Origin of the sequence: Sphingomonas profundi (genome assembly GCF_009739515.1) — a bacterium.
Taxonomy (GTDB): domain Bacteria; phylum Pseudomonadota; class Alphaproteobacteria; order Sphingomonadales; family Sphingomonadaceae; genus Alterirhizorhabdus; species Alterirhizorhabdus profundi.
The window spans coordinates 298,180-324,272 of the sequence record NZ_CP046535.1; the positions used below are offsets into that span (position 1 = coordinate 298,180).

The 26,093-nt window shown below is 69.1% G+C and carries 36 protein-coding genes; 33 read left to right on the forward strand and 3 right to left on the reverse strand.

The window, feature by feature from the left end; translation table 11 throughout:
- The first annotated feature begins 25 nt into the window (after nt 1-25).
- Nucleotides 26-2,503, forward strand: a complete 2,478-nt coding sequence (locus tag GNT64_RS01335; protein WP_156677888.1) for a circularly permuted type 2 ATP-grasp protein — start codon at nt 26-28, stop codon at nt 2,501-2,503.
- 196 nt (nt 2,504-2,699) lie between these two features.
- On the forward strand, nt 2,700-3,581 hold the full coding sequence (locus GNT64_RS01340; RefSeq protein WP_156681358.1) for a transglutaminase family protein: 882 nt from the start codon (nt 2,700-2,702) through the stop codon (nt 3,579-3,581).
- An 81-nt stretch (nt 3,582-3,662) separates the two neighbouring features.
- Here GNT64_RS01340 and GNT64_RS01345 read toward each other — a convergent pair whose 3' ends face one another.
- On the reverse strand, nt 3,663-3,929 hold the full coding sequence (locus tag GNT64_RS01345) for a hypothetical protein (RefSeq protein ID WP_156677889.1): 267 nt from the start codon (nt 3,927-3,929) through the stop codon (nt 3,663-3,665).
- 249 nt (nt 3,930-4,178) lie between these two features.
- On the opposite strand from GNT64_RS01345, the gene GNT64_RS01350 reads away from it, so the two are divergent.
- Nucleotides 4,179-5,069, forward strand: a complete 891-nt coding sequence (locus GNT64_RS01350; RefSeq protein WP_197277225.1) for an RcnB family protein — start codon at nt 4,179-4,181, stop codon at nt 5,067-5,069.
- A gap of 18 nt (nt 5,070-5,087) precedes the next feature.
- Here the strand turns inward: GNT64_RS01350 and GNT64_RS01355 are convergent, their stop codons facing one another.
- Nucleotides 5,088-6,398, reverse strand: a complete 1,311-nt coding sequence (locus GNT64_RS01355) for a M20/M25/M40 family metallo-hydrolase (RefSeq protein WP_156677891.1) — start codon at nt 6,396-6,398, stop codon at nt 5,088-5,090.
- Between the two features lie 79 nt (nt 6,399-6,477).
- The gene (locus GNT64_RS01360) at nt 6,478-6,933 is read right to left on the reverse strand and encodes a universal stress protein (RefSeq protein ID WP_156677892.1); all 456 of its coding nucleotides are present in this window, start codon (nt 6,931-6,933) and stop codon (nt 6,478-6,480) included.
- A gap of 133 nt (nt 6,934-7,066) precedes the next feature.
- Between GNT64_RS01360 and GNT64_RS01365 the strand changes: the two genes are divergently transcribed.
- From GNT64_RS01365 to rplO, 30 genes are all read left to right on the forward strand, one after another.
- Entirely contained in the window at nt 7,067-8,401 is a 1,335-nt protein-coding gene (locus GNT64_RS01365) for a pyruvate dehydrogenase complex dihydrolipoamide acetyltransferase (protein ID WP_156681359.1), read from the forward strand.
- A gap of 82 nt (nt 8,402-8,483) precedes the next feature.
- Nucleotides 8,484-8,978 carry an endonuclease domain-containing protein gene (locus tag GNT64_RS01370; protein ID WP_231639176.1) on the forward strand — a complete coding sequence of 165 codons (495 nt, stop codon included), beginning with the start codon at nt 8,484-8,486 and terminating at the stop codon, nt 8,976-8,978.
- Complete coding sequence (lpdA, locus tag GNT64_RS01375; protein ID WP_156677893.1) at nt 8,894-10,306, forward strand: dihydrolipoyl dehydrogenase; 1,413 nt, start codon at nt 8,894-8,896, stop codon at nt 10,304-10,306. The genes GNT64_RS01370 and lpdA overlap by 85 nt, the downstream gene beginning before the upstream one ends.
- A 167-nt stretch (nt 10,307-10,473) precedes the next feature.
- Entirely contained in the window at nt 10,474-11,031 is a 558-nt protein-coding gene (locus tag GNT64_RS01380; protein WP_156677894.1) for a phosphatase PAP2 family protein, read from the forward strand.
- 231 nt (nt 11,032-11,262) lie between these two features.
- On the forward strand, nt 11,263-11,634 hold the full coding sequence (gene rpsL / locus GNT64_RS01385; RefSeq protein ID WP_156677895.1) for a 30S ribosomal protein S12: 372 nt from the start codon (nt 11,263-11,265) through the stop codon (nt 11,632-11,634).
- A 78-nt stretch (nt 11,635-11,712) separates the two neighbouring features.
- Nucleotides 11,713-12,183, forward strand: a complete 471-nt coding sequence (rpsG, locus tag GNT64_RS01390) for a 30S ribosomal protein S7 (protein ID WP_156677896.1) — start codon at nt 11,713-11,715, stop codon at nt 12,181-12,183.
- A 30-nt stretch (nt 12,184-12,213) separates the two neighbouring features.
- A complete protein-coding gene (locus GNT64_RS01395) occupies nt 12,214-12,441 on the forward strand; it encodes a hypothetical protein (protein WP_156677897.1) in 228 nt (75 codons plus the stop codon).
- Between the two features lie 42 nt (nt 12,442-12,483).
- A complete protein-coding gene (gene fusA, locus GNT64_RS01400) occupies nt 12,484-14,577 on the forward strand; it encodes an elongation factor G (protein ID WP_156677898.1) in 2,094 nt (697 codons plus the stop codon).
- Nucleotides 14,578-14,654: 77 nt separating this feature from the next.
- On the forward strand, nt 14,655-15,845 hold the full coding sequence (gene tuf, locus GNT64_RS01405) for an elongation factor Tu (protein ID WP_156677899.1): 1,191 nt from the start codon (nt 14,655-14,657) through the stop codon (nt 15,843-15,845).
- 138 nt (nt 15,846-15,983) lie between these two features.
- Entirely contained in the window at nt 15,984-16,292 is a 309-nt protein-coding gene (gene rpsJ, locus GNT64_RS01410; protein WP_156681361.1) for a 30S ribosomal protein S10, read from the forward strand.
- Between the two features lie 251 nt (nt 16,293-16,543).
- Entirely contained in the window at nt 16,544-17,383 is an 840-nt protein-coding gene (rplC, locus tag GNT64_RS01415) for a 50S ribosomal protein L3 (RefSeq protein WP_156677900.1), read from the forward strand.
- 2 nt (nt 17,384-17,385) lie between these two features.
- Nucleotides 17,386-18,012, forward strand: coding sequence for a 50S ribosomal protein L4 (rplD, locus tag GNT64_RS01420; protein ID WP_156677901.1), 627 nt, complete (start codon nt 17,386-17,388; stop codon nt 18,010-18,012).
- Nucleotides 18,005-18,319 (forward strand): 50S ribosomal protein L23, encoded by a 315-nt coding sequence (locus tag GNT64_RS01425; protein ID WP_156677902.1) that lies wholly within the window; start codon nt 18,005-18,007, stop codon nt 18,317-18,319. Before rplD ends, GNT64_RS01425 begins: the two co-directional genes overlap by 8 nt.
- A gap of 4 nt (nt 18,320-18,323) precedes the next feature.
- Nucleotides 18,324-19,160 (forward strand): 50S ribosomal protein L2, encoded by an 837-nt coding sequence (gene rplB / locus GNT64_RS01430; RefSeq protein WP_156677903.1) that lies wholly within the window; start codon nt 18,324-18,326, stop codon nt 19,158-19,160.
- A gap of 3 nt (nt 19,161-19,163) precedes the next feature.
- Nucleotides 19,164-19,439 (forward strand): 30S ribosomal protein S19, encoded by a 276-nt coding sequence (gene rpsS, locus GNT64_RS01435; RefSeq protein WP_156677904.1) that lies wholly within the window; start codon nt 19,164-19,166, stop codon nt 19,437-19,439.
- Nucleotides 19,439-19,822: a 50S ribosomal protein L22 gene (gene rplV / locus GNT64_RS01440; protein WP_156677905.1), complete on the forward strand. Its 384-nt coding sequence runs from the start codon at nt 19,439-19,441 to the stop codon at nt 19,820-19,822. Before rpsS ends, rplV begins: the two co-directional genes overlap by 1 nt.
- Nucleotide 19,823: 1 nt before the next feature.
- On the forward strand, nt 19,824-20,519 hold the full coding sequence (gene rpsC, locus GNT64_RS01445; RefSeq protein WP_156677906.1) for a 30S ribosomal protein S3: 696 nt from the start codon (nt 19,824-19,826) through the stop codon (nt 20,517-20,519).
- Between the two features lie 73 nt (nt 20,520-20,592).
- The gene (gene rplP, locus GNT64_RS01450; RefSeq protein WP_156677907.1) at nt 20,593-21,024 is read left to right on the forward strand and encodes a 50S ribosomal protein L16; all 432 of its coding nucleotides are present in this window, start codon (nt 20,593-20,595) and stop codon (nt 21,022-21,024) included.
- A gap of 2 nt (nt 21,025-21,026) precedes the next feature.
- A complete protein-coding gene (rpmC, locus tag GNT64_RS01455; protein WP_156677908.1) occupies nt 21,027-21,230 on the forward strand; it encodes a 50S ribosomal protein L29 in 204 nt (67 codons plus the stop codon).
- A 12-nt stretch (nt 21,231-21,242) separates the two neighbouring features.
- Nucleotides 21,243-21,515: a 30S ribosomal protein S17 gene (gene rpsQ, locus GNT64_RS01460; protein ID WP_156677909.1), complete on the forward strand. Its 273-nt coding sequence runs from the start codon at nt 21,243-21,245 to the stop codon at nt 21,513-21,515.
- A 14-nt stretch (nt 21,516-21,529) separates the two neighbouring features.
- On the forward strand, nt 21,530-21,901 hold the full coding sequence (rplN, locus tag GNT64_RS01465) for a 50S ribosomal protein L14 (protein ID WP_156677910.1): 372 nt from the start codon (nt 21,530-21,532) through the stop codon (nt 21,899-21,901).
- Nucleotide 21,902: 1 nt separating this feature from the next.
- Nucleotides 21,903-22,220: a 50S ribosomal protein L24 gene (gene rplX / locus GNT64_RS01470; protein ID WP_156677911.1), complete on the forward strand. Its 318-nt coding sequence runs from the start codon at nt 21,903-21,905 to the stop codon at nt 22,218-22,220.
- Nucleotides 22,213-22,797: a 50S ribosomal protein L5 gene (rplE, locus tag GNT64_RS01475; protein ID WP_156677912.1), complete on the forward strand. Its 585-nt coding sequence runs from the start codon at nt 22,213-22,215 to the stop codon at nt 22,795-22,797. The genes rplX and rplE overlap by 8 nt, the downstream gene beginning before the upstream one ends.
- A gap of 59 nt (nt 22,798-22,856) precedes the next feature.
- Complete coding sequence (gene rpsN / locus GNT64_RS01480; protein WP_156677913.1) at nt 22,857-23,162, forward strand: 30S ribosomal protein S14; 306 nt, start codon at nt 22,857-22,859, stop codon at nt 23,160-23,162.
- A gap of 10 nt (nt 23,163-23,172) precedes the next feature.
- On the forward strand, nt 23,173-23,568 hold the full coding sequence (rpsH, locus tag GNT64_RS01485) for a 30S ribosomal protein S8 (RefSeq protein ID WP_156677914.1): 396 nt from the start codon (nt 23,173-23,175) through the stop codon (nt 23,566-23,568).
- 1 nt (nt 23,569) lies between these two features.
- Nucleotides 23,570-24,103 (forward strand): 50S ribosomal protein L6, encoded by a 534-nt coding sequence (rplF, locus tag GNT64_RS01490; protein WP_156677915.1) that lies wholly within the window; start codon nt 23,570-23,572, stop codon nt 24,101-24,103.
- Entirely contained in the window at nt 24,103-24,459 is a 357-nt protein-coding gene (gene rplR / locus GNT64_RS01495) for a 50S ribosomal protein L18 (protein WP_156677916.1), read from the forward strand. Before rplF ends, rplR begins: the two co-directional genes overlap by 1 nt.
- Nucleotides 24,460-25,224 (forward strand): 30S ribosomal protein S5, encoded by a 765-nt coding sequence (rpsE, locus tag GNT64_RS01500; RefSeq protein WP_156677917.1) that lies wholly within the window; start codon nt 24,460-24,462, stop codon nt 25,222-25,224.
- A 5-nt stretch (nt 25,225-25,229) separates the two neighbouring features.
- Complete coding sequence (rpmD, locus tag GNT64_RS01505) at nt 25,230-25,409, forward strand: 50S ribosomal protein L30 (RefSeq protein WP_156677918.1); 180 nt, start codon at nt 25,230-25,232, stop codon at nt 25,407-25,409.
- A 99-nt stretch (nt 25,410-25,508) separates the two neighbouring features.
- Nucleotides 25,509-26,063 (forward strand): 50S ribosomal protein L15, encoded by a 555-nt coding sequence (gene rplO, locus GNT64_RS01510; RefSeq protein WP_156677919.1) that lies wholly within the window; start codon nt 25,509-25,511, stop codon nt 26,061-26,063.
- Nucleotides 26,064-26,093: the final 30 nt, after the last annotated feature.

Genomic DNA, 26,093 nt, shown 5'->3' on the forward strand with positions numbered 1-26,093 from the left:
CGATCCGATCGAAAGGCTGCCGGGCATGCCGAGCCGGGGCGAGGGATGGCTGACCTCCTACCGCGAGAAGGCCGGCCCAGGCGATGTGCTGCGCGGTGACGAGGGGCGTGGCGCGCGCTGGTGGCGCACGCTGCTGGAAGGCTTCACCCATGTCGGCGACGGCAGCCTCGGCCAGTTGCAGGATCGCATCGGCCGGCAGGTGAAGGAGCTCGGCACCGCCTTCCGCCTGCCCGGCGAGGCGGACGAGCGGGCGTGGCCGCTGTCGGCCGTGCCGCTGCTGATCGGCGAGGACGAGTGGCGCGGCATCGAGGCGGGGATCTGCCAGCGGGCCGAGCTGCTGGAGCTGATCCTGGCCGACGTGTTCGGCGAGCAGAAGCTGGTGCGCGACGGCGCGCTGCCGGCGGCGCTCGTCACCGGCAGCCGCCATTTCTGGCGATCGATGATCGGGGTGCCGCCGCCGGGCGGGCGGCGGCTGCACATCTACGCCGCCGATCTGGCGCGCGGCCCGGATGGCGAGTGGCGGGTGCTGGCCGATCACGCGCGCACGCCGGCCGGCGCCGGCTACGCGCTGGAGAACCGGCTGGCCGCCAGCCGCGTGATGGGCACCCTGCAGACGCGCCTGAACGTGGAGCGGCTCGCCCCCTTCTTCTCCGCCTTCCGCGCCGGCCTGGCGGCCGTGTGCCACCGCGACGACCCGCGCATCGCGCTGCTGACGCCCGGCCGCTACAATCAGAGCTATGCCGAGCAGGCGCATCTCGCGCGCTATCTGGGCCTGCTGCTGGTGGAGGGCGGCGATCTGGCGGTGCGCGACAACCAGCTGTTCGTCCGCACGGTGGAGGGGCTGAAGCGGGTCGATGCGCTGTGGCGGCGGATGGACACCCGCTTCATCGATCCGCTGGCGTTCGATTCGCGCTCCGCCATCGGCGTGCCGGGGCTGATGGACGCGGTGCTGGCCGGCAACACCGTGATCGCCAACGCGGCCGGCGCCGGCGTGGTGGAATCGACCGGCATGAGCGCCTTCCTGCCCAATCTGGCGCGGCGGCTGACCGGCACCATGCTGCGCCTGCCGAACATCGCGACATGGTGGTGCGGGCAGCCGCGCGAGCGCGCCCATGTCGAGGCGAACATGGCCGACCTGCTGATCGCCCCCGCCTTCGGCGACCGGCCGGCGGGCCTGGCCGACGGGCGCGCCGTGCTGGGATCGCGGCTGGACGGGCCGGCGCGGGCGGCGCTGCTGGCGGGGCTGGCGCGGCGGCCGCAGGATTATGTCGGGCAGGAAGTGGTGCGCCTCTCCACCATGCCGGCGGCGGCCGGCGACAAGCTGGTGGCGCGCCCCTTCACCCTGCGCGTGTTCGCCGCGCGCGATGGTGCGGGCGACTGGACGGTGATGCCCGGCGGCTTCGCCCGGCTGGGCGAGGATGCCGATTCGCGCGCGGCGGTGATGGGCGAGGGCGCCTTCTCGGCCGACGTGTGCGTCGTCGGCCGCGCGCCGGTGGAGAGCGTGTCGCTGCTGCCCGCCAACGTCGCCATCCGCCGCAACCCCGGCACCCTGCCCAGCCGGGCGGCGGACAATCTGTTCTGGCTGGGCCGCTATCTGGAGCGCGGCGAGGCGACCTTGCGGCTGGTGCGCGCGGCGCTGGGCGGCACGATCGATTCGGTCGGCGGCGCGGCGCTGGTGCCGGCCACGGTCGCGCGGCTCACCGGCCTGCTGATCTCCAGCGGGGCGGCCGGCGGCGGCGGTAAGGAGGAGGAAGAGGAGGCGCGCAGGGCGGATGTGCGCACGCTGGCGACGGCAGCGCTGGACGGGACGGGCGGCGCCAGCGTGCGCAGCCTGCTCGGCTCCGTCCACGCGATCGCCGAGGGCACGCGCGATCGTCTGTCGGCCGACGTGTGGCGCCTCATCGACGCGGCGCCGCCGGCCGCGCAGGACGAGGATGCGAGCGGGCTGCTGGGCCGCGCGACGGCGCTGCTGGAGCGTTTCTCGGCGCTCGCCGGCCTCGCCGCCGAGAATATGGGGCGCACCGCCGGCTGGCGCTTCCACGATCTCGGCCGGCGGATCGAGCGGGCGGCGATCGTCTGCCGCCAGCTGCGCGCCTTCGCCGGCGACGATGCCGGCGCCGACGACCTGACGACCCTGCTCGACCTGAACGACAGCCAGATCAGCTACCGTGCCCGCTACATGACCGGGCTGGCGCTGGCGCCGGTGCGCGACCTGATCGCGCTAGACCCGTTCAACCCGCGCGCGCTGGCCTTCCAGGTGGAGCGGATCCGCGCCCATCTGGACGCGCTGCCGCGCCTGAAGGACGACGGCATGGCCGAGGAGCCGCAGCGGCTGGCGACGGAGATCGACGCGCTCGTCTCCATGCAGCGCGCCGAGTCGCTGGGCACGCACGCGGTGATGGCGGTGGAGAACCGGCTCTACGCCCTGTCCGACGCGATCGGCCGCCGCTTCTTCCTACAGGACAACGAGACCTTGCGGGCCGCCGGGATGACGCTGGCGTGAGCGGGGGAAAGAATAGTCGCCCGATCGGGTCCGGTCCAGCCTATCGTCACTCCGGACTTGTTCCGGAGCCCACCTTGCCGCGACCGCCGTGTCGTGCGCTTCCAGCGACGCCGCTCGCCGCCGGGTGGGCCCCGGAACAAGTCCGGGGAGACGGATGGTGTGAGATGGCGGCCTGCATCGAGGATCACCGCCCATGATGTGCTACAACGTCTCCCACCTCACGCGCACGCGCTATGCCCGGCCGGTGCGGTTCACCCGGTGCAACCTGCGGCTGCGGCCGATCGAGTGGGACGGGCAGGTGGTGGAGAGCTACGACCTCGCCGTCACGCCCTCCGCCTCGTTCGTCGAGACGCGGCCGAGCGGCTATGCCGTCAACGTGCAGCGCATGCTGATCGACCGGCCGGCGAGCGAGGTGGCGATCCGCAGCCGCTTCCGCGTGACGGTGAACCGGCCGGTGCCGCAGGTGCGCGACGACGATCCGACGGTGGCCGAGGTGGGGGCGGCGGCGCGCGGATCGCGCGACCTCTCGGCGACCGGGCCGGGCAATTACCTGTTCGCCTCGCCGATGATCCCGCTGGATCCGGCGATCGGCGCGTGGTGCGCCGAGGAGCTGGCGCCGGACCGGCCGGTGGTGGAGGCGTGCTACGCGCTCACCCGGCGCATGACGGCCGAGTTCCGCTACGACGGCAAGGCGACCGAGCTCGATACGCCGCCGGCCGAGGCATTCGCCAAGCGCCACGGCGTGTGCCAGGATTTCGCACAGATCATGATCGCCGGCCTGCGCGCGGCCAGCGTGCCGGCGGCCTATGTCAGCGGCTATCTCCGCACGATCCCGCCGCCGGGCAAGGCGCGGCTCGTGGGCGCGGACGCGACCCATGCGTGGGTGCTCGCCTGGTGCGGACCGGCGCGCGGCTGGATCGGCTTCGATCCGACCAACGCCTGCGCGATGGCGAGCGACCACATCGTCACCGCGATCGGCCGCGACTATGCCGACGTGGCTCCGATCGGCGGGATATTCCTGGGCGGCGGCCGGCAGAAGATCGACGTCGAGGTGGATGTCGAACCGATCGAGGGGTAAGGGGAGCGGCGCCCGCGGTGACGGCGCGATCCTCTCCTCACCTGTACCGAGCGTAGGCGAGGTACGATTCCGGCGGGTCGATCATTTGCCGCGGGCGCGCGGCGGCTGCGGCGCGCGGGGACGCGCGCTCTGCGCCTCGGCGATCGCATAGCCTTCCTTCTGCAGCATCGTGAAGGCGCTGCGGACGCTGGCGGCGACGGTGGCCTGCACCGGCTGCGGCAGATCGTTGAAGGCGGTGTTCGGGTGGATGGCGTTCAGGTCGCGCAGCAGGGCGTTGGGCAGACCCTTCGATGCCTCCTTCAGCGCGACGATGGCATCGACGACGGCCGCGTTGACGGCCTGCTGCATGATGTCTGTGGCGGAGCGTGGCATGCGGGCTCAACACACCGAAGCGGCGGCGAGGTCAACGGGAACATTGCGAGGGCGCGACGGCGCGGGGCGTGCCCGCGCAGCCGCGCCGTGCCCTCCGAGTTCCAAAACGGGACTGGGCGGGCGCCGCCGCGCGTGGTCGCGCCACGACGAAGCTGTTAAGCTATGGTTTACCACGACGCGTCTCGTGAGCAGGCGCTCGTCGCCTGGCACAGGGAGCGGTTAACCATGGTGAGTCTCGGAAAAGTCTGGCTGGCGTTGTCTCTGGCGGCCTGTGCCGCGGGCGCGCACGCCGCCGTCGACTCGCTGCCGGGCGGGGTGCCGGCGGATACGCCGGTGGAGCCTGCCGGGCGTGCCGTGCCGCCCGCCGCCGGCAGCTGGACGCGGGACGGCTGGTCCGATGCGGCACGCGGCCCGGCATCTCGCGCGCCGATCGCTCAGCCTGTCGCGCCGCCGCCTGCCGCTCAGCCGCCCGTCGCCCGGGCGCGGCCGGTGGCGATGCGCGACGATGCGCCGCCGCCGGACGCCTATCGCGATCGCGGTCCCGGCGCCGATCGCGCGCCCGGCGGGCCGCGCGACGGGTGGCGGCGCCAGACCTGGGACGGTGGGCGCGGCAACGGCTTCCGCTATCGTCGTGGCGGGCGGCTGCCGGGCGTGTTCGCCTCGCCCCGCTACGTGGTGCGCGACTGGGACGGCTACGACCTGCCGCCGCCCGGACCGGGGCGCGACTGGGTACGCTATTATGACGACGCCGTGCTCGTCGATCGCGGCGGCTATGTCATCGATGCGGTGCCGGATATCGGCTGGGACGATTTCGGCCCGCGCCCCGGCCGCGATCCGCATTTCGCCTATGACGAGGACGCCTATCGGGACACCGATCCGCGCTGGCACGGCGGCGGCGCGACCTATGATCGGCCGGATTGTCGCGGCGTGCCCTACGGCCACCCCTGCGTGACCTACGGACCCGGCGGCGCGACCACCGTGGTGGTGACGACCGCGCCCAGCGTGACGAAGACGACCACCGTGACCGAGAGCTACGTCACCACCTCGCGCCCCCGGCACGTCGCGACGCGCCACCGCCCGGCGGCGAAATCGAAGCTGCTGCGGCGCGGTCGCTGACGCCGGCGCCCGTCGCCGTCACTTGCGCGGCGCGGCGCCGGCGAAGGTGACGAGGCTCTCCGCGCCGGCGGCGGAGAGGGCCGACACGCCGAAGAAGTGATCGTCGATGTTGACGTTCTTCAGCACGACGCGGCCGGCATCGGCCTGGCAGCGGCGCTCCTCCCACGTCCGCCGATCGGCGCGGCGGATGTGGACGCAGTAGCTGGCGGCGCCCGCGACCGGCGTCCACGCGACGACCGTGTCGGCCGAGACCGCGCCCGCGATCGTCGCCTCGGCAGGGGCGGGCGGGGCGGCGGCGAGCTGGCGCAGCACGGCGACGTTCAGCGCCGTCACCCGCGCCAGATAGGGGAAGTCGACGCCGTCGATCGTATCGCCGTAGCGGGTGCCGCCCTCCGTCCGCAGATCCTGATGCTGGCGATCGTAATTCTCCACCGCCTCGGAGAAGCGCACGGCCGGGTAGCCCGCCTCCAGGAACGGCGTCTGATCGCCGCCCCGGCCGAAGCGATCCGGCCGGCCGACGGCGACCACCTCCAGCCCTGGCGTCGCGGCGGCGATGGCGGCGATGCGCTTGGCCAGCGCGCGCGAGGGGCCGTCATCCTCGCCGCCGGTCGCGCGGCGCCCGACCGTCTGTTCGGGCGTGTCGGCGGCGCGGATGCCCTCGCTGAACACGCGCACGCGGCCGTCGACATGATCGCCGCCCTGGCCGTGGGTGTTGCCGACGATGTCGTTGTTCAGCACGGCGGCCACCTGCCAGCCGCGCCTGCGCGCCGTATCCGCCAGCAGCTTGCCGCCCCACAGCCCCTGCTCCTCGCCCGAGAGGAGGGCGTAGACGATCGTGCCGGCGAACCTCTCGCGCGAGAGCAGGCGGGCCGCCTCGATCACCAGGGCGACGCCCGAGCCGTCGTCGTTGGCGCCGGGCGCGTCGCTGGTCGCGTCCATCACGTCGGTGACGCGGCTGTCGATGTGGGCCTGCACGATCAGGACGTGGTTCGGATCGCCGCTGCCGCGCTGCACGGCGATCACGTCCGCCACCTCCACGCCGTCCGGCGCGCGCGGGCCGGTGAAGCGATCGGCCACCGTCTCGATCGCCAGGCAATCGCCGCACGCTTTGCCGATCGCGGCGAAGCGGGCGGCGCCCCAGCGGCGCGCGGCGCCGATGCCGCGCTTCGGATCGGTGGTGGTGGAGAGCGTGTGGCGCGTGCCGAAGCCGACGAGCGCCGCCACCGTCGCGCGAAGTTCGGTCGGGTCGGGCACAAGCGGCGGCGGTGCCGCAGCGACGAGCGGCAGGGCGGCGAGGGCGAGCATTGCGGGGGCGAGCAGCTGTTTCATCGCTACAGGCTGCCGGATCGGGTCGGGGCACGCAAGCGAAGGGCGGGCGCGTGGCTGGGGACGCGGCACCGCCGGCCGGTCAGCTCAGCCGGTCGAGCGCCTCGTCGCTGAGCGAGCCGGGGATGATCATCACCGGGCACGGCATCGTGCCGGCGCCGGCACCGGCGAAATATTCCACCAGCGGCCCCGGCCCGTCGCTGGCGGCGGCGCCGAGCACCAGCGCGGCGGTGTCCGGCCGGTCGGCCAGCATCTCCCGCACTACCGCCACCGGATCGCCCTGGCGCACGGTGAGGGTGGGGCTGAGGCCGGTCTCCTCGATCAGCTCGCCGGCGGCGGTGGCGACGAGGGCATCCACCCGCAGCCGCGCCTCCTCCTCCATCGCCGCCTGCACGCCGCCCCACTGGACGAACTCCGGCGGGGCGACGAGAGCAAGGATCTCGACCGCGCCGCCCGTCCTGGCCGCGCGGCGGGCGGCGAAGCGCAGCGCCACGCGGGCCTCGTCATTCTCGTCGATCACGACCAGATAGGTGCGCATCGCGCCGCTCTCCCCCAACGGCTCCGAAGTGAGCCATAAGCCGGCGGCGCGCAAGCGTTCAGCCTTGACCATCGGCCACCACATGGCCGACAGACCGCGCGTGAACGCGACAAGCCGGGGAGTGGCCGAATCCATGCCGATCGAGCTCAAGATGCCCGCGCTCTCCCCGACGATGGAGGAGGGGACGCTGGCCAGGTGGCTGGTGAAGGAGGGCGACGCGGTGAAGTCCGGCGACCTGCTGGCCGAGATCGAGACCGACAAGGCGACGATGGAGTTCGAGGCGGTCGACGAGGGCACGATCAGTAAGATCGTGGTGGCCGAGGGCACGGACGGGGTGAAGGTGGGCGCGGTGATCGCGCTGATCGCCGGCGAGGGCGAGGATGCCGCGGCGGATGAGGCGCCGGCGGCGAAGGCCGACGCTCCGGCTGACGGGAAGGCGCCCGCCAAGGCGGAGGCATCGAAGGCCGAGGCACCGAAGGCGGAAGCGCCGGCCAAGGCCGCCGCCGCGCCCGCCAAGCCGGCCGCGCCGGCCACGGCCGAGGCGGCGACTTCCGGCGATCGGGTAAAGGCGAGCCCGCTGGCGCGGCGGCTGGCGGCGGCGCAGGGCATCGATCTGGCGGGGCTCAGCGGCTCCGGCCCGAACGGCCGGGTGGTGAAGGCGGATCTGGAGAGCGCCCAGCCGGCCGCGCCGAAGGCCGAAGCGCCCGCGGCGGCGCCCGCGCCAGCGGAGGCGGCCCCGGCGGAGCAGCCGGCACCCAAGGCCCCGGCCACCAGCGATATCCCGCACGAGGCGAGCAAGCTCTCGAACATGCGCAAGACGATCGCGCGGCGGCTGACCGAATCCAAGCAGACGGTGCCGCACATCTACCTGACGGTGGACATCCGGCTCGATGCGCTGCTCGCCCTGCGCGGTCAGCTGAACGCGGCGCTGGAGAGCCGGGGCGTGAAGCTGTCGGTGAACGACATGCTGGTGAAGGCGCTGGCGGTGGCGCTGACGGAAGTGCCGAGCTGCAACGTGCAGTTCGCCGGCGACCAGCTGCTGACCTTCACCCGCGCGGACATATCGGTGGCGGTGTCGATCCCCGGCGGCCTCATCACGCCGGTGGTGGTGGATGCCGGGGCCAAGAGCCTGTCCACGATCGCGACCGAGATCAGGGATCTGGCCGGCCGCGCGCGCGAGGGCAAATTGAAGCCGGAGGAATATGCCGGCGGCACCGCCTCGCTCAGCAACATGGGCATGTACGGGATCAAGCAGTTCGAGGCCGTCATCAACCCGCCGCAGGGCATGATCATGGCGATCGGCGCGGGCGAGCAGCGGCCGTACATCGTCGACGGCGCGCTGGGCGTGGCGACGGTGATGAGCGCCACCGGCAGCTTCGACCACAGAGCGATCGACGGCGCGGACGGCGCGCAGCTGATGCAGGCGTTCAAGCGACTGGTGGAGAACCCGCTGGGCATGCTGGCGTAGGTGACGGCTTGGGGACGAGCGACTCCTATCCCCTCAAGGGAGAGGGCGGGGCCCGCCGCGCAGCGGTGGGGGGGAGAGGGCGGTGACAGGCTACGCGCCACATACCCTGAAACGCGCCAAGGAAATGCGACGAGCCCCGACCGAAGCGGAGCGCCGGTTGTGGACGCAGCTGCGTGGCAGCCGGCTGGGTGGAGCGAAGTTCCGGCGCCAGCAGCCGATCGGGCCTTACATCGCCGACTTCGTGTGCCAGCAACGGCGGCTGATCGTGGAAGCCGACGGGTCGCAGCATGTTGAGAGCGGGCATGATGCGCGACGCGACGCCTATCTGATTGCTCAGGGATATCGCATCGTCCGCTTCTGGAACAACGATGTCATGACGAACCCGCAAGGCGTGGAAGAGGCGATTCGCACGGCTCTGGCATGCCCTCACCCTCCCGCAGCTTCGCTGCGGGCCCCCCTCTCCCTTGAAGGGAGAGGGGTTTGGAGACTTCGATGGCTGACCAATACGACCTCATCGTCCTCGGTTCGGGCCCCGGCGGCTATGTCGCGGCGATCCGGGCGGCGCAGCTGGGGCTGAAGACCGTGATCGTCGAGCGGGAGCGGCTGGGCGGCATCTGCCTGAACTGGGGCTGCATCCCCACCAAGGCGCTGCTCCGCACGTCCGAGATCTACCATTATATGCAGCATGCCGACGCCTACGGCCTGTCGGCCAGCAACGTGGCGTTCGATCTCGCCAAGGTGGTGGAGCGCAGCCGCAAGGTGGCCGGGCAGCTGAATGCCGGCGTCAAGGGGCTGATGAAGAAGAACAAGATCGCCGTGGTCGAGGGCGTCGGCACGATCACCGGCAAGGGCAGGCTGTCGGTCAAGCAGGGCGACAAGACGACGGAGCTTACGGCGAAGAACATCATCGTCGCCACCGGCGCGCGCGCCCGCGACCTGCCCTTCGCCAAGGCGGATGGCGAGCGCATCTGGACCTACCGCCACGCGATGGTGCCGCCCGAGATGCCGACGAAGCTGCTGGTGATCGGATCGGGCGCGATCGGCGTGGAGTTCGCCAGCTTCTACAACGACATGGGCGCCGAGGTGACGATCGTCGAGATGCTCGACCGGATCCTGCCGGTGGAGGATGCCGAGGTCTCCGACTTCATGCAGAAGGCGCTGACCAAGCAGAAGATCACGATCCAGACCGGCGCGGGCGTGGAGAAGATCGAGACCGGACCGAAGGGCGTCAAGGCGACCATCAAGGGCAAGGACGGAAAGTCCGCCGTGGCCGAGTTCAGCCACGTGATCGTGGCGATCGGCATCGTCGCCAACATCGAGAATATCGGGCTGGAGGCGCTGGGCGTGAAGACCGAGCGCGGCCAGATCCTGACCGACGGCTACGGCAAGACCAACGTCGATGGCATCTGGGCGATCGGCGACGTCACCGGCGCGCCGTGGCTGGCGCACAAGGCCAGCCACGAGGGCGTGATCGCGGTGGAGGCGATCGCGCAGGCGGCCGGCAACAAGGATGTGCACCCGCACCCGATGAACAAGGCCAACATCCCCGGTTGCACCTATTCCCGCCCGCAGGTGGCGAGCGTGGGGCTGACCGAGGCCAAGGCGAAGGAGGCCGGGCACGAGCTGAAGGTCGGCAAGTTCCCGTTCATCGGCAACGGCAAGGCGATCGCGCTCGGCGAGGCGGAGGGCTTCGTCAAGACGGTGTTCGACGCCAAGACCGGCGAATTGCTGGGCGCGCACATGGTGGGCGCGGAAGTGACCGAGCTGATCCAGGGCTATGTCGTCGCGCGTCAGCTGGAGACGACCGAGGCCGAGCTGATGGCGACGGTGTTCGCCCACCCGACCCTAAGCGAGATGATGCACGAGAGCGTGCTGAGCGCCTACGGCCGGGCGATCCACTTCTGATGGGATCCTCCCCGGAACGGGGAGGGGGACCATCCGCAGGGTGGTGGAGGAGGAGCGCCGCCGGCGACGGAGTCAGGGGTGGCGTCCCGCCGCTCTCCCCCTCCACCGGCTCCGCCGGTCCCCCTCCCCGTGCCGGGGAGGATCTTGTTGCCGCGGCGACGCTCTTGATGGGCGCCGTCGCGATCGGGCTCGCCGTCCATGCGGGATGGACGGAAGCGTTCGATCGGGCGCTGCTCTTCGCCTTCGCGCCGCCCGCCGGCCTTGTTGCCTTCGTGCAGATGGTGACGTGGTTGGGCAATGCGACGACCCGCATCGCTGTCGCCGCGCTGGTGGCGCTCTGGCTGCTGATGGCGCGCGACTTGCGGCGGGCGCTCGTGCTGGGCGGTGTGGTGGCCGGCGGGATGATCCTGAACACGGCCTGCAAGCTGATCGTGCTGCGGCCTCGGCCGGACCTGCTGGCGCGGCTGGACCATGTCACCACCAGCAGCTTCCCCAGCGGCCATGCGGCGAACGCGACGATCCTCTACGTCGCGCTGGCCTGGCTGGCGCCGGAGCGGCATCGTTCGGCGGCGCTGGCGGCGGCGCTGGTGCTGGCCGCCGCGATCGGCCTTTCGCGCATCGCGCTGGCGGTGCACTGGCCCAGCGACGTGGCGGCGGGCTGGTGCCTGGGCCTCGCCTGGGCGATCGCGTGGCGGCGTCCGCTCGCGGCGGGCGCTGCCGGTTGACCGGCCGCGAGTCGGCGTCTATAGCGCGCGCCTGTCCAAGGGCTGGAGGCTCGCGTCCCATCGGGATTCGGTCGCTCGCGGACTGAGCTTGAACATTGCTGATGCGTGGGCGGGCCTCGGGTGGGTCGATTTATCGGCCGCCGGGGCTTTCGTGCATCCGCCTTTCCGGGAATCCGGGCCGGCGGGGCAATTCGGGCATCGGTAAAGTAACTCTAAAAGGTGAAGGGCTTCATGCCGACGATCAACCAGCTAGTGCGCCACGGCCGCGTTCTCCAGAAGGAGAAGTCGAAGGTTCCGGCGATGGACAAGAACCCGCAGAAGCGCGGTGTCTGCACCCGCGTCTACACGACGACCCCGAAGAAGCCGAACTCGGCGCTGCGCAAGGTGGCCAAGGTCCGCCTGACCAACCAGCGCGAGGTGATCAGCTACATCCCCGGCGAGGGGCACAATCTGCAGGAGCATTCGGTGGTGCTCATCCGCGGCGGCCGCGTGCGCGATCTGCCGGGCGTGCGCTACCATGTGCTGCGCGGCGTGCTCGACACGCAGGGCGTGAAGGATCGCCGCCAGTCCCGCTCCAAATACGGCGCCAAGCGCCCGAAGTGACGCTCGCTTGAGCATGCAGTGAGGCACAGTAAGCCCCGGACGGGTTCCGGAACCGGCTGAAGCAGCAAGGATAAGAGAATGGCACGTCGTCGTCGTCCCGAGAAGCGCATCATCCTCCCCGATCCCAAGTTCGGGGACGAGGTGCTCTCCAAATTCATGAATTCCGTCATGCTCGACGGCAAGAAGTCCACCGCCGAGGGCATCGTCTACACGGCGCTGGACGTGGTCGAGACCCGCGCGCGGCGCGACGCGCTGGGCGTGTTCCACGATGCGCTGAACAACATCAAGCCGGGCATCGAGGTGCGCAGCCGGCGCGTCGGCGGCGCGACCTATCAGGTGCCGGTCGAGGTGCGGCCGGAGCGGAGCCAGGCGCTGGCGATCCGCTGGCTGATCGCTGCCGCTCGTGCGCGCAGCGAGAACACGATGTCGGCCCGCCTCTCCGGCGAGCTGCTGGACGCGGCGAACAACCGTGGCAACGCGGTGAAGAAGCGCGAGGACACGCACCGCATGGCCGAGGCGAACCGCGCCTTCTCGCATTATCGCTGGTAGCCGCTATATAGGACGGCGAGGGCAGGGATCATGGCATCAGTAACCGAGCCGACCGTCGACGAGCTGAACCGCCAGTCCCAGCGGCTGGAAGCTGAGACCCGCAAGCTGATGGCGGAGGCCAACAAGCTCACGGCGGAGCAGCTGAAGTTCCAGGCGGAGCGCGAACTGATGCCCCGCTCGATGGTGTTCCAGGCGATGCTGGCCACCGCCGCGCTGCTCGGCGCGGGTGCCGCGATCGCCAAGCTGTTCTTTCCCTAAGCGTCTCGGCGCTACCAACGCATCTATCAAGGACCACAGATCATGGCCCGCAGCCATCCGCTCGACAGGTATCGCAACATCGGCATCATGGCGCACATCGACGCCGGCAAGACGACGACGACCGAGCGCATCCTCTACTACACCGGCAAGTCGTACAAGATCGGCGAGGTGCATGAGGGCACCGCGACGATGGACTGGATGGAGCAGGAGCAGGAGCGCGGGATCACGATCACGTCGGCCGCCACGACCTGCTTCTGGCGGGCCGAGGAAGGCAAGGGCGAAGAGCACCGCATCAACATCATCGACACGCCCGGCCACGTGGACTTCACCATCGAGGTGGAGCGTTCGCTGCGCGTGCTGGACGGCGCGGTCGCCTGTTTCGACGGCGTGGCCGGCGTTGAGCCGCAGTCCGAGACGGTGTGGCGCCAGGCGGAGAAGTACAAGGTTCCGCGCATGTGCTTCGTCAACAAGCTGGACCGCACCGGCGCCAGCTTCGAGCGTTGCGTGAGCATGATCAAGGACCGTTTGGGCGCGCGCCCGGCCGTGCTGTACCTGCCGATCGGCATCGAGGGCGGCTTCAAGGGCCTAGTCGATCTCGTCGAGAACCGCGCCATCATCTGGCTGGAGGAGTCGCTCGGCGCGAAGTTCGAGTATCAGGACATTCCGGCCGATCTCGCCGATGCCGCCGCCACCGCCCGTTCCGAGCTGATCGAGATGGCGGTCGAGCAGGACGACGAGGTGATGGAGGCGTATCTGGAGGGCAACGAGCCCGACACCGCCACCCTGAAGAAGCTGATCCGCAAGGGCACGCTGGAGTTCGCCTTCGTGCCGGTGCTGTGCGGCTCCGCCTTCAAGAACAAGGGCGTGCAGCCGCTGCTGGACGCCGTGGTCGACTATCTGCCGAGCCCGCTGGACATTCCGCCGGTGGAAGGCGTGAAGCTGGACGAGACGCCCGCCACGCGGCCGCCGGCCGACGACGCGCCGATGTCCGCGCTGGCGTTCAAGATCATGAACGATCCGTTCGTCGGCACGCTCACCTTCGCGCGCATCTACTCGGGCAAGATGGATGCGGCCACCACCGTGATGAACTCGGTGAAGGACAAGAAGGAGAAGGTCGGCCGCATGCTGCTGATGCATGCCAACAGCCGCGAGGACATTCAGGAGGCCTATGCCGGCGACATCGTCGCCCTGGCCGGCCTGAAGGACACGACGACGGGCGACACGCTGTGCGCCCAGAACGCGCCGATCATCCTGGAGCGGATGGAGTTCCCCGAGCCCGTGATCGAGCTTTCGGTGGAGCCGAAGACGAAGGCCGACCAGGAGAAGATGGGCGTCGCGCTCAACCGCCTGGCGCGCGAGGATCCGTCGTTCCGCGTGTCGTCCGACGCCGAGAGCGGCCAGACGATCATCAAGGGCATGGGCGAGCTCCACCTGGAGATCCTCGTCGACCGCATGCGGCGCGAGTTCAAGGTGGAGGCCAATGTCGGCGCGCCGCAGGTGGCCTATCGCGAGAGCCTCGCGAAGAAGGTCGACGTGGACTACACCCACAAGAAGCAGTCGGGCGGCTCCGGCCAGTTCGGCCGCATCAAGTTCACGGTGGAGCCCGGCGAGCGCGGCCAGGGCGTGATCTTCAAGGACGAGGTGAAGGGCGGCAACGTCCCCAAGGAGTATATCCCCTCGGTCGAGAAGGGCATCCGCGAAGTGGCGGCGACGGGATCGCTGATCGGCTTCCCGATCATCGACTTCACGGCGACCCTGTACGACGGCGCCTATCACGACGTCGACTCCTCGGCGCTCGCATTCGAGATCACGGGGCGCGCCGGCATGCGCGAGGCGGCCCAGAAGGCCGGCATCAAGCTGCTGGAACCGATCATGAAGGTCGAGGTGGTGACGCCGGAGGATTATCTGGGAGACGTGATCGGCGACATGAACTCGCGCCGCGGCCAGATCCAGGGCACCGACAGCCGGGGCAACGCCCAGGTGGTCGAGGCGATGGTGCCGCTGGCCAACATGTTCGGCTACGTGAACCAGCTCCGCTCGTTCACGCAGGGACGCGCGCAGTACAGCATGCAGTTCTCGCATTATGACGAGGTGCCGCAGAACGTGGCGGACGAAGTCAAGGCGAAGCTGGCGTAACGGCGAAATTGTGGTTATGGGCGCGTCCGCATCGGGCGGCGCGTCCGGCAAAACGGTTGAGAAGAAGGTAGGACACCATGGCGAAAGCTAAGTTCGAGCGGACGAAGCCGCACTGCAACATCGGCACCATCGGTCACGTCGATCACGGCAAGACGTCGCTGACGGCAGCGATCACGAAGGTGCTGGCGGAGACCGGCGGCGCGACGTTCACCAGCTACGACAATATCGACAAGGCGCCGGAAGAGCGCGAGCGCGGCATCACCATCTCGACCGCGCACGTCGAGTATGAGACGACCGGCCGCCACTACGCGCACGTCGATTGCCCGGGCCACGCCGATTACGTGAAGAACATGATCACCGGCGCCGCGCAGATGGACGGCGGCATCCTCGTCGTCTCCGCCACCGACGGCCCGATGCCGCAGACCCGCGAGCACATCCTGCTCGCCCGCCAGGTCGGCGTGCCGCAGCTCGTCGTGTTCATGAACAAGGTCGATCTGGTCGACGATCCCGAGATCCTCGAGCTGGTCGAGCTGGAGATCCGCGAGCTGCTCTCCAAATATGATTTCGACGGCGACAACATCCCCGTCATCCAGGGCTCGGCCGTCGCCGCGCTGCAGGACAAGACGCCGGAGATCGGCCATGACGCGATCCTGAAGCTGATGGCCGCCGTCGACAGCTGGATCCCGCAGCCGGAGCGGCCGCTGGACAAGCCGTTCCTGATGCCGATCGAGGACGTGTTCTCGATCTCGGGCCGCGGCACCGTCGTCACCGGCCGCGTCGAGACCGGCCAGGTGAAGGTCGGCGAGGAAGTCGAGATCGTCGGCATCAAGGACACTCGCAAGACCGTCGTCACCGGCGTCGAGATGTTCCGCAAGCTGCTCGACAGCGGCCAGGCCGGCGACAATATCGGCGCGCTGATCCGTGGCGTCGGCCGTGAGGAGGTCGAGCGCGGCCAGGTGCTCTGCAAGCCGGGCTCGATCAAGCCGCACACCGAATTCTCGTCGGAAGTGTATGTGCTGTCGAAGGACGAGGGCGGCCGTCACACGCCGTTCTTCGCCAATTATCGCCCGCAATTCTACTTCCGCACGACGGACGTGACCGGTGAGGTCGTGCTCCCCGAGGGCACCGAGATGGTGATGCCGGGCGACAACGTGCAGCTGGGCGTGAAGCTGATCGCCCCGATCGCGATGGAGGAGGGCCTGCGCTTCTCGATCCGCGAGGGTGGCCGCACCGTCGGCGCCGGGGTTGTCAGCTCCATCTCGAAGTAATATGTGACGCGGCCGGCCGGCTCTCCCACGGGAGAGTCGGCCGGCCTATTTATGTGAGGGGTGGATCGCAGGATCGGCCCTTACTGATCGACGCGGTCACGAACGATCGCGTCTGGCTCTTTCGCAGCGGTGGTGGACATGGACTCGAATATTCGCATTCGCCTGAAGGCTTTTGATCACCGCGTGCTGGATCAGGCCACCGGCGACATCGCCGACACCGCCCGCCGTACCGGCGCGCTGATCCGTGGCCCGATCCCGCTGCCGACGCACATCGAGAAGTTCACGGTCAACCGTGGCCCGCACATCGACAAGAAGTCGCGCGAGCAGTTCGAGGTGCGCACCTACAAGCGCCTGCTCGATATCGTGCAGCCGACCCCGCAGACCGTGGACGCGCTGATGAAGCTCGACCTTGCCGCGGGTGTTGATGTCGAGATCAAACTCGCCTAAGAGACTGCCTCCAAGCGGCGCCGATTCGGTGCCGCTTCGCTTTTTCGCCGGACCGCGAGGATCGGCGTAGGAAGAGCAGGGATACCGGCCAGCATGCTGGCGACCGAGTCCCCGTCTTCTGCCTGAGATGGTGGAAATCAGCCCTGACGGGGGCAATCGGGTTTCGGGCTGAGGTCTTCGCATCCGCGGAGGCCTTTTTCGTTGGTCACGCTCCCACGATCCGGGGAGCCTCTGCAGGGAAGGAACGGATCATGCGTACTGGCGTGATCGCCAAGAAGATGGGGATGACCCGCCTGTTCCAGGAGGATGGCCGGCACGTGCCCGTCACCGTCCTGAGCCTGGAAGGCGTGCAGGTCGTCTCGCAGCGCAATGCCGAGCGCGACGGTTATGTCGCGGTCCAGCTGGGCGCGGGCACCGCGAAGGCGAAGAACCTCTCGAAGCCGGAGCGCGGCCATTTCGGCAAGGCCGAGGTGGAGCCGAAGGCCAAGCTCGTCGAGTTCCGCGTGGACGCCGAGAACCTGATCGACGTGGGCGCCGAGATTTCGGCAGACCATTTCGTCGCGGGCCAGCTGGTCGACATCGCCGGGCAGACGCAGGGCAAGGGCTTCCAGGGCGGCATGAAGCGCTGGGGCTTCGGCGGCCTGCGCGCGACGCACGGCGTGTCCGTGTCGCACCGCTCGCTCGGCTCGACCGGCCAGCGCCAGGATCCGGGCAAGGTCTTCAAGAACAAGAAGATGGCCGGCCACATGGGCGATCGCCAGCGCACCCAGCAGAATCTGGAGATCGTGCGCACCGATCCGGAGCGTGGCCTGCTGTTCGTCAAGGGCTCGGTGCCCGGCTCGAAGGGCGGCTGGCTGATCGTCAAGGACGCGACCAAGGTCGCGCGCCACGCCGACGCGCCGCTGCCGGCCGGGCTGAAGTCCGCCCGCATCGTTCACGAGGAAGCGCCGGCCGGCATGGTCGAGCCCGCTGCCGTGCACGAGCTGCCGCACGATCCGAGTGCCGAGGAGGTCGCCGCCGGCGTCGCCGCGGCCGACCGGGCGATCGCCGCCGACGAAGCGGCCGCCACCACCGACGGCCAGGAGGGCTGATCATGAAGGTTCAGGTTCAGAACCTCGACGCCAGCGGGGCCGGCGACATCGAGCTCGCCGATGCCGTGTTCGGCGTCGAGCCGCGCGCGGACATCCTGCACCGCGTCGTCACCTGGCAGCTCGAGAAGCGTCGCGGCACCGCCCGCGCCGCGCGCGAGCGGTCGGACGTGGCCCGCTCGGGCAAGAAGTTCGGTCGCCAGAAGGGCGGCGGCACGGCTCGCCACGGCGATCGCCGCGCCCCCGTGTTCATCGGCGGCGGCAAGGCGCACGGCCCGCGCGTTCGCGACTTCAATCCGTCGCTGAACAAGAAGGTCCGCGCGCTCGGCCTGCGCATGGCGCTCTCGGCCAAGGCGAAGGACGGCAGCCTGATCGTGCTCGAGGCGCTCGACGTGGCCGAGGGCAAGACCAAGGCGCTGGTGGGCCAGCTCGCGCAGCTGGGCTTCGCCAGGAAGACGCTGGTGATCGACGGCGACGCGCTGAACGTCAGCTTCGCGCAGGCGTCCGGCAACCTCTCCGGCATCAACCTGCTGCCGGCGATCGGCGCCAACGTGTACGACATCCTGAAGCATGACACGCTGGTGCTGACGCGCGCCGCAGTCGAGAAGCTGGAGGCGCGCCTCAATGGCTAAGAAGGACCAGAAGGCCGTGGACCTGCGTCACTATGACGTGGTCCTCAGCCCGCACATCACCGAGAAGACGACCCTGCTCTCCGAGCATAACGCCGTCGTGTTCAAGGTGGCGGGCGATGCCTCCAAGCCGGAGATCAAGGCGGCCGTCGAGGCGCTGTTCAACGTCTCGGTCACGGGCGTGAACACGATCGTCCAGAAGGGCAAAGTCAAGCGCTGGAAGGGTGCGCCCTACACGCGTTCCGACGTCAAGAAGGCGATCGTCACCCTGGCGGCTGGCGACACCATCGACGTGACCACGGGGATCTGAGGCGATGGCACTCAAGAATTACAACCCGACGAGCCCGGCCCGCCGCGGCCTGATCCTCGTCGACAAGTCGTCGCTGTGGAAGGGTAAGCCCGTCAAGGCGCTGACCGAGGGCAAGCGCAAGTCCGGCGGCCGCAACAACATGGGCCACGCCACCGCGCGCGGCATCGCCGGCGGCCACAAGCAGAAGTATCGCATCATCGACTTCAAGCGTCGCAAGTGGGACGCACCGGCGATCGTCGAGCATCTGGAATATGATCCCAACCGCTCGGCCTTCATCGCCCTGGTGAAGTATGAGGACGGCGAGCTGAACTACATCATCGCCCCGCAGCGTCTCGCCGTGGGTGACTCGATCGTGGCGGCCAGGAAGACCGACACGAAGCCGGGCAACGCGATGGAGATCGGCCAGGCGCCGGTGGGCACGATCGTCCACAATGTCGAGATGAAGCCCGGCAAGGGTGGTCAGATCGCGCGCGCGGCGGGCACCTACGTGCAGATCGTCGGTCGCGACAAGGGCATGGTGATGGTCCGCCTGAACTCGGGCGAGCAGCGCTACATCCGGTCGGACTGCATGTGCACGGTGGGCGCGGTGTCCAACCCGGACAACGCCAACCAGAACCTCGCCAAGGCCGGCCGCAACCGCTGGCTGGGCAAGCGCCCGCTGACCCGCGGCGTCGCCAAGAACCCGGTCGACCATCCGCACGGCGGTGGCGAGGGTCGGACCTCGGGCGGCCGCCATCCGGTGACGCCGTGGGGCAAGCCGACCAAGGGTGCGCGCACCCGCTCGAACAAGGCGACGGACAACATGATCATCCGTTCGCGTCACGCGAAGAAGAAGAGGTAATCCATGGCCCGTTCCGTCTGGAAAGGTCCGTTCGTCGATCTCCACCTTCTCAAGAAGGCGGAAGCTGCGGCCGACGGCGGCACCCGTGGTGCCATCAAGACCTGGTCGCGTCGCTCGACGATCCTGCCGCAGTTCGTGGGGCTGACCTTCAGCGTCTACAATGGCCGCAAGTTCGTGCCGGTGTCGGTCAACGAGGAGATGGTCGGCATGAAGCTGGGTGAGTTCGCGCCGACGCGCTACTTCCCCGGCCACGCCGCCGACAAGAAGGGCAAGCGCTGATGAGCAAGCCGGCATCCCCCCGCAAGGTGGGCGACAAGGAAGCGCTCGCCGTCGCCACGGCGGTGCGCGGTTCGGCGCAGAAGCTGAACCTGGTCGCCGCGCTGATCCGCAACCGCAAGGCGTCCGACGCGCTGAACGTGCTCGCTTTCTCCAAGAAGGCGATGGCGGTCGACGTGCGCAAGTGCCTGGCCTCGGCCATTGCCAACGCCGAGAACAATCACAATCTCGATGTCGATGCGCTGGTGGTACAGGAAGCCTCCGTCGGTCGCGGCCTCGTGATGAAGCGTTTCGCGACGCGCGGCCGTGGCCGCTCCTCGCGCATCGAGAAGCCGTTCTCGCGCCTGCGCGTCGTCGTGCGCGAAGTCGAGGAGGCTGGGGAGTAACATGGGCCAGAAATCCAACCCGATCGGCATGCGGTTGCAGATCAACCGCACGTGGGACAGCCGCTGGTACGCGGACGGCGCCGATTATGGCCGCCTGCTGCTTGAGGATCTGAAGATCCGCAAGTTCATCATGAAGTCGCTGCCGCAGGCGGCGATCTCGAAGGTGGTGATCGAGCGTCCGGCCAAGCTGTGCCGCATCTCCGTCTATGCCGCGCGCCCTGGCGTGATCATCGGCAAGAAGGGTGCGGACATCGAGAAGCTGCGCCGCACGCTGGGCAAGATGACCTCGTCCGACGTGAGCCTGAACATCGTCGAGATCCGCAAGCCGGAGATCGACAGCAAGCTCGTCGCGCAGTCGGTCGCCGACCAGCTGGAGCGTCGCGTGGCGTTCCGCCGGGCGATGAAGCGGGCCGTGCAGTCCGCCCTGCGCCTGGGCGCAGAGGGCATCCGCATCACCTGCGCCGGCCGTCTCGGCGGCGCGGAGATCGCGCGGACCGAATGGTATCGCGAGGGCCGGGTGCCGCTGCACACGCTGCGCGCGAACGTCGACTATGCCGAGGCCGAGGCGCACACCGCCTACGGCGTCTGCGGGATCAAGGTGTGGATCTTCAAGGGCGAGATCCTCGGCCACGATCCGCTCGCGCAGGATCGGCTCATGATGGAAGCTCAGACCTCGGGGGTCCGTCCGGCACGCTGAGGCCCAATCCCTTAACGGGGACTCCTCAGTTGCCTGATCGACCGTTGATCGGTGTCAGAAGGCGATTTTAGAAATGCTGCAACCAAAGCGCACCAAGTTCCGCAAGGCCTTCAAGGGCCGCATCTCCGGCGACGCCAAGGGCGGGACCGCGCTCAATTTCGGCGCGTTCGGCCTGAAGGCAATGGAGCCGGACCGGATCACCGCCCGTCAGATCGAGGCGGCGCGCCGCGCGATCACCCGCCACATCAAGCGCCAGGGCCGCTTGTGGATCCGCGTGTTCCCGGACGTGCCGGTCTCGTCGAAGCCGGCCGAGGTCCGCATGGGCTCCGGCAAGGGCTCGCCGGAATTCTGGGCCGCCCGCGTGAAGCCGGGCCGCATCCTGTTCGAGCTGGACGGCGTGCCCGGCCCGATCGCCCGCGTCGCCTTCGAGCGCGCGATGGAGAAGCTCCCCATCAAGACCAAGGTGGTCGCCCGCCTCGGTGAATCCGTCCACGAGGCCGTCTGACCATGGCAAAGATCGCAGATCTCACGTCGTCGAGCGACGACCAGCTTTCGACCCAGCTGGGCGAGCTGAAGCGGGAGCAGTTCAACCTGCGCTTCCAGGCGGCGACGAACCAGCTGGAGAAGCCCAGCCGCGTGCGCGAGGTGCGCCGCACGATCGCGCAGATCAAGACGCTCCAGACGCAGCGCGCGTCTGCGGCAAGCAAGTAAGGAGCACCAGCCATGCCGAAGCGCGTGCTGACGGGAACGGTGGTCTCCGACAAGACCGACAAGACGGTGGTGGTCCTCGTCGAGCGCAAGGTGAAGCACCCTGTGTACGGCAAGATCATGCGCCTTTCGAAGAAGTATCACGCCCATGACGAGGCGAACACGTTCAGGGAAGGCGAGATCGTCCGCATCGAGGAGTGCGCGCCGATCAGCAAGCTGAAGACGTGGAAGGTGCTGGCCAAGGCCGATCCGGACGCTCCGGCGTCTGCCGAAGCCTACACGGCCTGAAGGAGGACTGACCGATGATCCAGATGCAGTCCAACCTCGACGTCGCCGACAATTCGGGCGCCAAGCGCGTTCAGTGCATCAAGGTGCTCGGCGGCTCCAAGCGGCGCTTCGCGACCGTGGGCGACGTGATCGTCGTCTCGATCAAGGAAGCCGCGCCGCGCGGCAAGGTGAAGAAGGGTGACGTGCACCGCGCCGTCATCGTCCGCACCGCCAAGGACATCCACCGGGCCGACGGCTCGACGATCCGCTTCGACGGCAATGCCGCGGTGCTGATCAACAAGAATAGCGGGGAGCCGATCGGCACCCGCATCTTCGGCCCGGTCGTGCGCGAGCTGCGCGGCAAGGGCCACATGAAGATCATTTCGCTCGCGCCCGAGGTGCTGTGACATGGCCGCGTTGAAGATCAAGAAGGGCGACCGGGTGGTCGTGCTGTCCGGCAAGGACAAGGGCAAGACGGGTGAAGTCACCAAGTCCATGCCCAAGGATGCGAAGGTGATCGTGTCGGGCGTGAACGTCTCGACCCGCCACCGCAAGCCGAGCCAGGGCAACCCGCAGGGCGGCCTCGACCGGGTCGAGGCGCCGCTGCACGTGTCGAAGGTCGCGATCGCGACGGCCGACGGCAAGCCGACGCGCGTCCGCTTCGAGGTGCGCGACGGCAAGAAGGTCCGCGTGGCCGTGAAGACCGGGGAGACCGTCAATGGCTGATGCCGCTTATACGCCGCGCATGAAGCGGATGTACGACGAGACCATCGCCAAGGCGATGACCGAGAAGTTCGGCTACAAGAACGTCATGGAAGTGCCCCGGCTCAGCAAGATCGTGCTGAACATGGGCGTGGGCGATGCGACGCAGGACAAGAAGCGCGTCGAGCAGGCCGCGGCCGAGATGACGCTGATCGCCGGCCAGAAGGCCGTCGTGACGAAGGCGAAGAAGTCGATCGCGCAGTTCAAGCTGCGTGAGGGCATGCCGATCGGCGCGAAGGTGACGCTGCGCCGCGAGCGGATGTACGAGTTCCTCGACCGTTTCGTCACGATCGCGCTGCCGCGCGTGCGCGACTTCCGCGGGCTGAACCCGAAGTCGTTCGACGGCCGTGGCAATTATGCCACCGGCCTGAAGGAGCAGCTGATCTTCCCCGAGATCAGCTACGACAAGGTCGACAACATCCGGGGCATGGACGTGATCGTGGCGACGACCGCGAAGACCGACGAGGAAGCGCGCGAGCTGCTCCGCCTGTTCGGCTTCCCGTTCCCGCAGGAAGAAACCGCAGAGAAGAAGGCGGCCTGATAGGCCCTCTCCCATCCCTCTCCCCTCGCGGGGGCGGGCTAGAAGGAAGAACTTAAGTCATGGCGAAACTGAGTTCGATCAACAAGAACGAGAAGCGCAAGAAGCTGGTGAAGCAGTATGCCGGCAAGTTCGCGGCTCTCAAGGCGATCGCGGACGACGAGTCCCTCGACGAGGGCGAGCGCATCATGGCGCGGCTGAAGATGTCGTCGCTGCCGCGCAACGCGAACCCGACCCGGGTGCGCAACCGCTGCGAGCTGACCGGCCGCCCGCGTGCTTACTACCGCAAGTTCCGGCTCTGCCGCGTGCAGCTGCGCGATCTGGCCAACAAGGGCCTGATCCCCGGCGTCACGAAGTCGAGCTGGTAAGGATTATCAGATGGCATTGACCGATCCCCTGGGCGATCTGCTCACCCGCATCCGCAACGGCCAGCGGGCGCGCAAGGACAGCGTGCTCTCGCCCGCCTCCAAGCTGCGCGCGCGCGTGCTGGATGTGCTCCAGCGCGAGGGCTATATCCGCGGCTATTCCGAGGAGGAGCTGGCCGGCCATAGCGGCCTACGCATCGAGCTGAAATATTTCGAGGGCCAGCCCGCGATCCAGCACGTCGCGCGCGTCTCCAAGCCGGGCCGCCGCGTCTATTCGGGCTCCAAGGAGCTGCCGCGCGTGCGCAACGGCCTTGGCATCACCATCGTCTCGACGCCGAAGGGCGTTCTGTCCGACGCGGAAGCGCGCGACCAGAACGTCGGCGGCGAGGTGCTCGCGGAGGTATTCTGATATGAGCCGCATCGGTAAGAAGCCGGTTCCGATCCCCGCCGGGGTGACGGCCGCGATCGAGGGCAGGACGCTCTCCGTAAAGGGCGCCAAGGGCACGCTGACCTTGAACCTGGCGGACGAGGTGACGTACACGGTGGAGGATGGCGGCATCTCGGTGCAGCCGGCCAACGACACCAAGCGCGCCCGGTCCTTCTGGGGCATGCAGCGCACGCTGGTGCAGAACCTCGTTACCGGCGTGACAGAGGGCTTCACCAAGAAGCTGCTCATCACCGGCGTGGGCTATCGCGCGTCCGTGCAGGGCAGCAAGCTGAAGCTGCAGCTGGGCTACAGCCACGATGTCGACATCGACGTGCCGGAAGGCCTGACGGTGGCGACGCCCGATCAGACGACCGTGAACATCAGCGGGATCGACAAGCAGGCCGTGGGCCAGCTGGCCGCCGAGATCCGCCGCTGGCGCAAGCCCGAGCCCTACAAGGGCAAGGGTATCAAATATGCGGGCGAGTTCATCTTCCGCAAGGAAGGGAAGAAGAAGTAATGGCCAAGGGTCTTTCCCTCTTCCAGAAGCGTCGCCAGCGCGTTCGCACGGCATTGCGCGTGAAGGGCAATCTGCGTCCGCGCCTCTCGGTCCACCGCTCTGGCCGGCACATCTACGCGCAGGTGATCGACGACGAGCAGGGGCGCACCGTCGCCTCCGCCTCGACCTTGGAGAAGGACGTGCGCGGCACGACCGGCGCGACGGCCGATGCGGCCGCGGCGGTAGGCAAGCGGCTGGCCGAGAAGGCCGCCGCCGCCGGCGTCACCAGGGTCGTGTTCGATCGCGGCGGCTTCCTGTTTCATGGCCGCGTGAAGGCGCTGGCCGATGCCGCCCGCGAAGGCGGATTGGAGTTCTAAATGGCTGACACCAACGAGATCCAGGGCCAGCCCGGCGCCCCCGCCGACGGCACCCCCCAGGACGGCCCGACCAACGATCGCGGCCCGGGCGGCCCGGGCGGGCGTGGCCCGCGCGGCGGCCGTGGCGGCCCCGGTGGCGGTCGTGGCCCCGGGGGCGGCAATCGCGACCAGCGCGGCGGCAATCGCGGCCGTCGCGACGATCGTCGCGGTGGCGGCCAGGACGAGGGCGGCGAGGAGCTGATCGAGAAGCTGGTCCACATCAACCGCGTCTCCAAGACGGTGAAGGGCGGCAAGCGCTTCGGCTTCGCGGCGCTCGTGGTCGTGGGCGACGGCAAGGGCCGCGCCGGCTTCGGCCATGGCAAGGCGCGCGAGGTGCCGGAGGCGATCACCAAGGCGACCGCCGCCGCCAAGAAGGCGATGATCCGCGTTCCCCTGCGGGAAGGCCGGACCCTGCACCATGACGGCCGCGGCCATTTCGGTGCGGGCCTGGTCTATCTGCGGGCGGCGCCCGCCGGCACCGGCATCATCGCCGGCGGCCCGATGCGCGCCATCTTCGAGAGCCTGGGCGTGCACGATGTCGTCACCAAGTCGGTCGGCACGAACAACCCGTACAACATGATCCGCGCGACCTTCGAGGCGCTGGGCGACCAGACCAGCCCCAAGTCGGTGGCGCAGCGGCGCGGCAAGAAGATCGCCGACCTGCTCGGCCGTGGCGGCGCCTCCACCGAGGTGGCCGAGGCCGAAGCCGTCGCGGTGGTGGAGTAAGCGACATGGCGACCCTGAAGATCACCCAGACGGGATCCCCGATCCGCCGCATCGACAAGCAGCGCGCGACCCTCGTCGGTCTCGGCCTGAACAAGATGCACAAGACGGTGGAGCGCGAGGACTCGCCCGAGATTCGCGGCATGATCCGCGTGGTGCAGCACATGGTGAAGGTCGAGGAGGCCTGAACCGACGAAACGTCGCCCGCGAGGGTGGCGTGTCGTTCTAGGGGCGCTATACGGCGCCCCCTTATTTCCAGCGCGACTAAAGCGAAAGCGAGTGCTCCGATGAAACTGAACGATCTCCGCGACAATGAGGGCGCCCGCAAGGGCCGGGTGCGCGTCGGGCGCGGCATCGGCTCCGGCCTGGGCAAGACGGCCGGGCGCGGCCAGAAGGGCCAGACGAGCCGCTCCGGCGTCTCGATCAACGGCTTCGAGGGCGGCCAGATGCCGCTGCACATGCGTATCCCGAAGCGCGGCTTCAACAACATCTTCGCCAAGGATCATGCCGAGGTCAACCTGGGCGCGATCCAGAAGCTGGTCGATGCCGGCACGCTGGCCAGCGGCGGCACGATCGACCACGCGGCGCTGAAGGCGGCCGGCGTGGCGCGCGGCGGCAAGGACGGCGTGCGCATCCTGGGCAAGGGCAGCCTGACGGCCGCCCTCAGCTTCCGCGTCGCCGGCGTCTCGGCCGGCGCCAGGGCGGCGATCGAGGCGGCGGGCGGCTCGGTCGAGGTGATCGAGGTGGTCGCGGCGGCGGACAAGCATGCCGCCAAGCACCGCGTCGCTCAGAAGGCGCGCGCGGCGGACAAGGATGCCAAGAAGTCGGCGGCCAAAGCCTGACCCGCCGCCGTCCGGGCACCTTCGGCTTAG

Coding starts and splice junctions, on each gene's coding strand:
- lpdA (WP_156677893.1), top strand. CDS start 8,894: ATGGCTGACCAATACGACCTCATCGTCCTCGGTTCGGGCCCCGGCGGC.
- GNT64_RS01355 (WP_156677891.1), bottom strand. CDS start 6,398: ATGAAACAGCTGCTCGCCCCCGCAATGCTCGCCCTCGCCGCCCTGCCG.
- rplF (WP_156677915.1), top strand. CDS start 23,570: ATGAGCCGCATCGGTAAGAAGCCGGTTCCGATCCCCGCCGGGGTGACG.
- rplX (WP_156677911.1), top strand. CDS start 21,903: ATGGCCGCGTTGAAGATCAAGAAGGGCGACCGGGTGGTCGTGCTGTCC.
- rpsG (WP_156677896.1), top strand. CDS start 11,713: ATGGCACGTCGTCGTCGTCCCGAGAAGCGCATCATCCTCCCCGATCCC.
- GNT64_RS01395 (WP_156677897.1), top strand. CDS start 12,214: ATGGCATCAGTAACCGAGCCGACCGTCGACGAGCTGAACCGCCAGTCC.
- tuf (WP_156677899.1), top strand. CDS start 14,655: ATGGCGAAAGCTAAGTTCGAGCGGACGAAGCCGCACTGCAACATCGGC.
- rplB (WP_156677903.1), top strand. CDS start 18,324: ATGGCACTCAAGAATTACAACCCGACGAGCCCGGCCCGCCGCGGCCTG.
- GNT64_RS01340 (WP_156681358.1), top strand. CDS start 2,700: ATGTGCTACAACGTCTCCCACCTCACGCGCACGCGCTATGCCCGGCCG.
- rpsQ (WP_156677909.1), top strand. CDS start 21,243: ATGCCGAAGCGCGTGCTGACGGGAACGGTGGTCTCCGACAAGACCGAC.
- rpsE (WP_156677917.1), top strand. CDS start 24,460: ATGGCTGACACCAACGAGATCCAGGGCCAGCCCGGCGCCCCCGCCGAC.
- GNT64_RS01380 (WP_156677894.1), top strand. CDS start 10,474: ATGGGCGCCGTCGCGATCGGGCTCGCCGTCCATGCGGGATGGACGGAA.
- GNT64_RS01365 (WP_156681359.1), top strand. CDS start 7,067: ATGCCGATCGAGCTCAAGATGCCCGCGCTCTCCCCGACGATGGAGGAG.
- fusA (WP_156677898.1), top strand. CDS start 12,484: ATGGCCCGCAGCCATCCGCTCGACAGGTATCGCAACATCGGCATCATG.
- GNT64_RS01345 (WP_156677889.1), bottom strand. CDS start 3,929: ATGCAGCAGGCCGTCAACGCGGCCGTCGTCGATGCCATCGTCGCGCTG.
- GNT64_RS01360 (WP_156677892.1), bottom strand. CDS start 6,933: ATGCGCACCTATCTGGTCGTGATCGACGAGAATGACGAGGCCCGCGTG.
- rplC (WP_156677900.1), top strand. CDS start 16,544: ATGCGTACTGGCGTGATCGCCAAGAAGATGGGGATGACCCGCCTGTTC.
- GNT64_RS01335 (WP_156677888.1), top strand. CDS start 26: ATGCCGAGCCGGGGCGAGGGATGGCTGACCTCCTACCGCGAGAAGGCC.
- rplN (WP_156677910.1), top strand. CDS start 21,530: ATGATCCAGATGCAGTCCAACCTCGACGTCGCCGACAATTCGGGCGCC.
- rplD (WP_156677901.1), top strand. CDS start 17,386: ATGAAGGTTCAGGTTCAGAACCTCGACGCCAGCGGGGCCGGCGACATC.
- rplR (WP_156677916.1), top strand. CDS start 24,103: ATGGCCAAGGGTCTTTCCCTCTTCCAGAAGCGTCGCCAGCGCGTTCGC.
- GNT64_RS01425 (WP_156677902.1), top strand. CDS start 18,005: ATGGCTAAGAAGGACCAGAAGGCCGTGGACCTGCGTCACTATGACGTG.
- rpsS (WP_156677904.1), top strand. CDS start 19,164: ATGGCCCGTTCCGTCTGGAAAGGTCCGTTCGTCGATCTCCACCTTCTC.
- rpmD (WP_156677918.1), top strand. CDS start 25,230: ATGGCGACCCTGAAGATCACCCAGACGGGATCCCCGATCCGCCGCATC.
- rpsJ (WP_156681361.1), top strand. CDS start 15,984: ATGGACTCGAATATTCGCATTCGCCTGAAGGCTTTTGATCACCGCGTG.
- GNT64_RS01350 (WP_197277225.1), top strand. CDS start 4,179: ATGGTGAGTCTCGGAAAAGTCTGGCTGGCGTTGTCTCTGGCGGCCTGT.
- rpmC (WP_156677908.1), top strand. CDS start 21,027: ATGGCAAAGATCGCAGATCTCACGTCGTCGAGCGACGACCAGCTTTCG.
- rpsN (WP_156677913.1), top strand. CDS start 22,857: ATGGCGAAACTGAGTTCGATCAACAAGAACGAGAAGCGCAAGAAGCTG.
- rpsL (WP_156677895.1), top strand. CDS start 11,263: ATGCCGACGATCAACCAGCTAGTGCGCCACGGCCGCGTTCTCCAGAAG.
- rplP (WP_156677907.1), top strand. CDS start 20,593: ATGCTGCAACCAAAGCGCACCAAGTTCCGCAAGGCCTTCAAGGGCCGC.
- rpsC (WP_156677906.1), top strand. CDS start 19,824: ATGGGCCAGAAATCCAACCCGATCGGCATGCGGTTGCAGATCAACCGC.
- rpsH (WP_156677914.1), top strand. CDS start 23,173: ATGGCATTGACCGATCCCCTGGGCGATCTGCTCACCCGCATCCGCAAC.
- rplV (WP_156677905.1), top strand. CDS start 19,439: ATGAGCAAGCCGGCATCCCCCCGCAAGGTGGGCGACAAGGAAGCGCTC.
- rplO (WP_156677919.1), top strand. CDS start 25,509: ATGAAACTGAACGATCTCCGCGACAATGAGGGCGCCCGCAAGGGCCGG.
- rplE (WP_156677912.1), top strand. CDS start 22,213: ATGGCTGATGCCGCTTATACGCCGCGCATGAAGCGGATGTACGACGAG.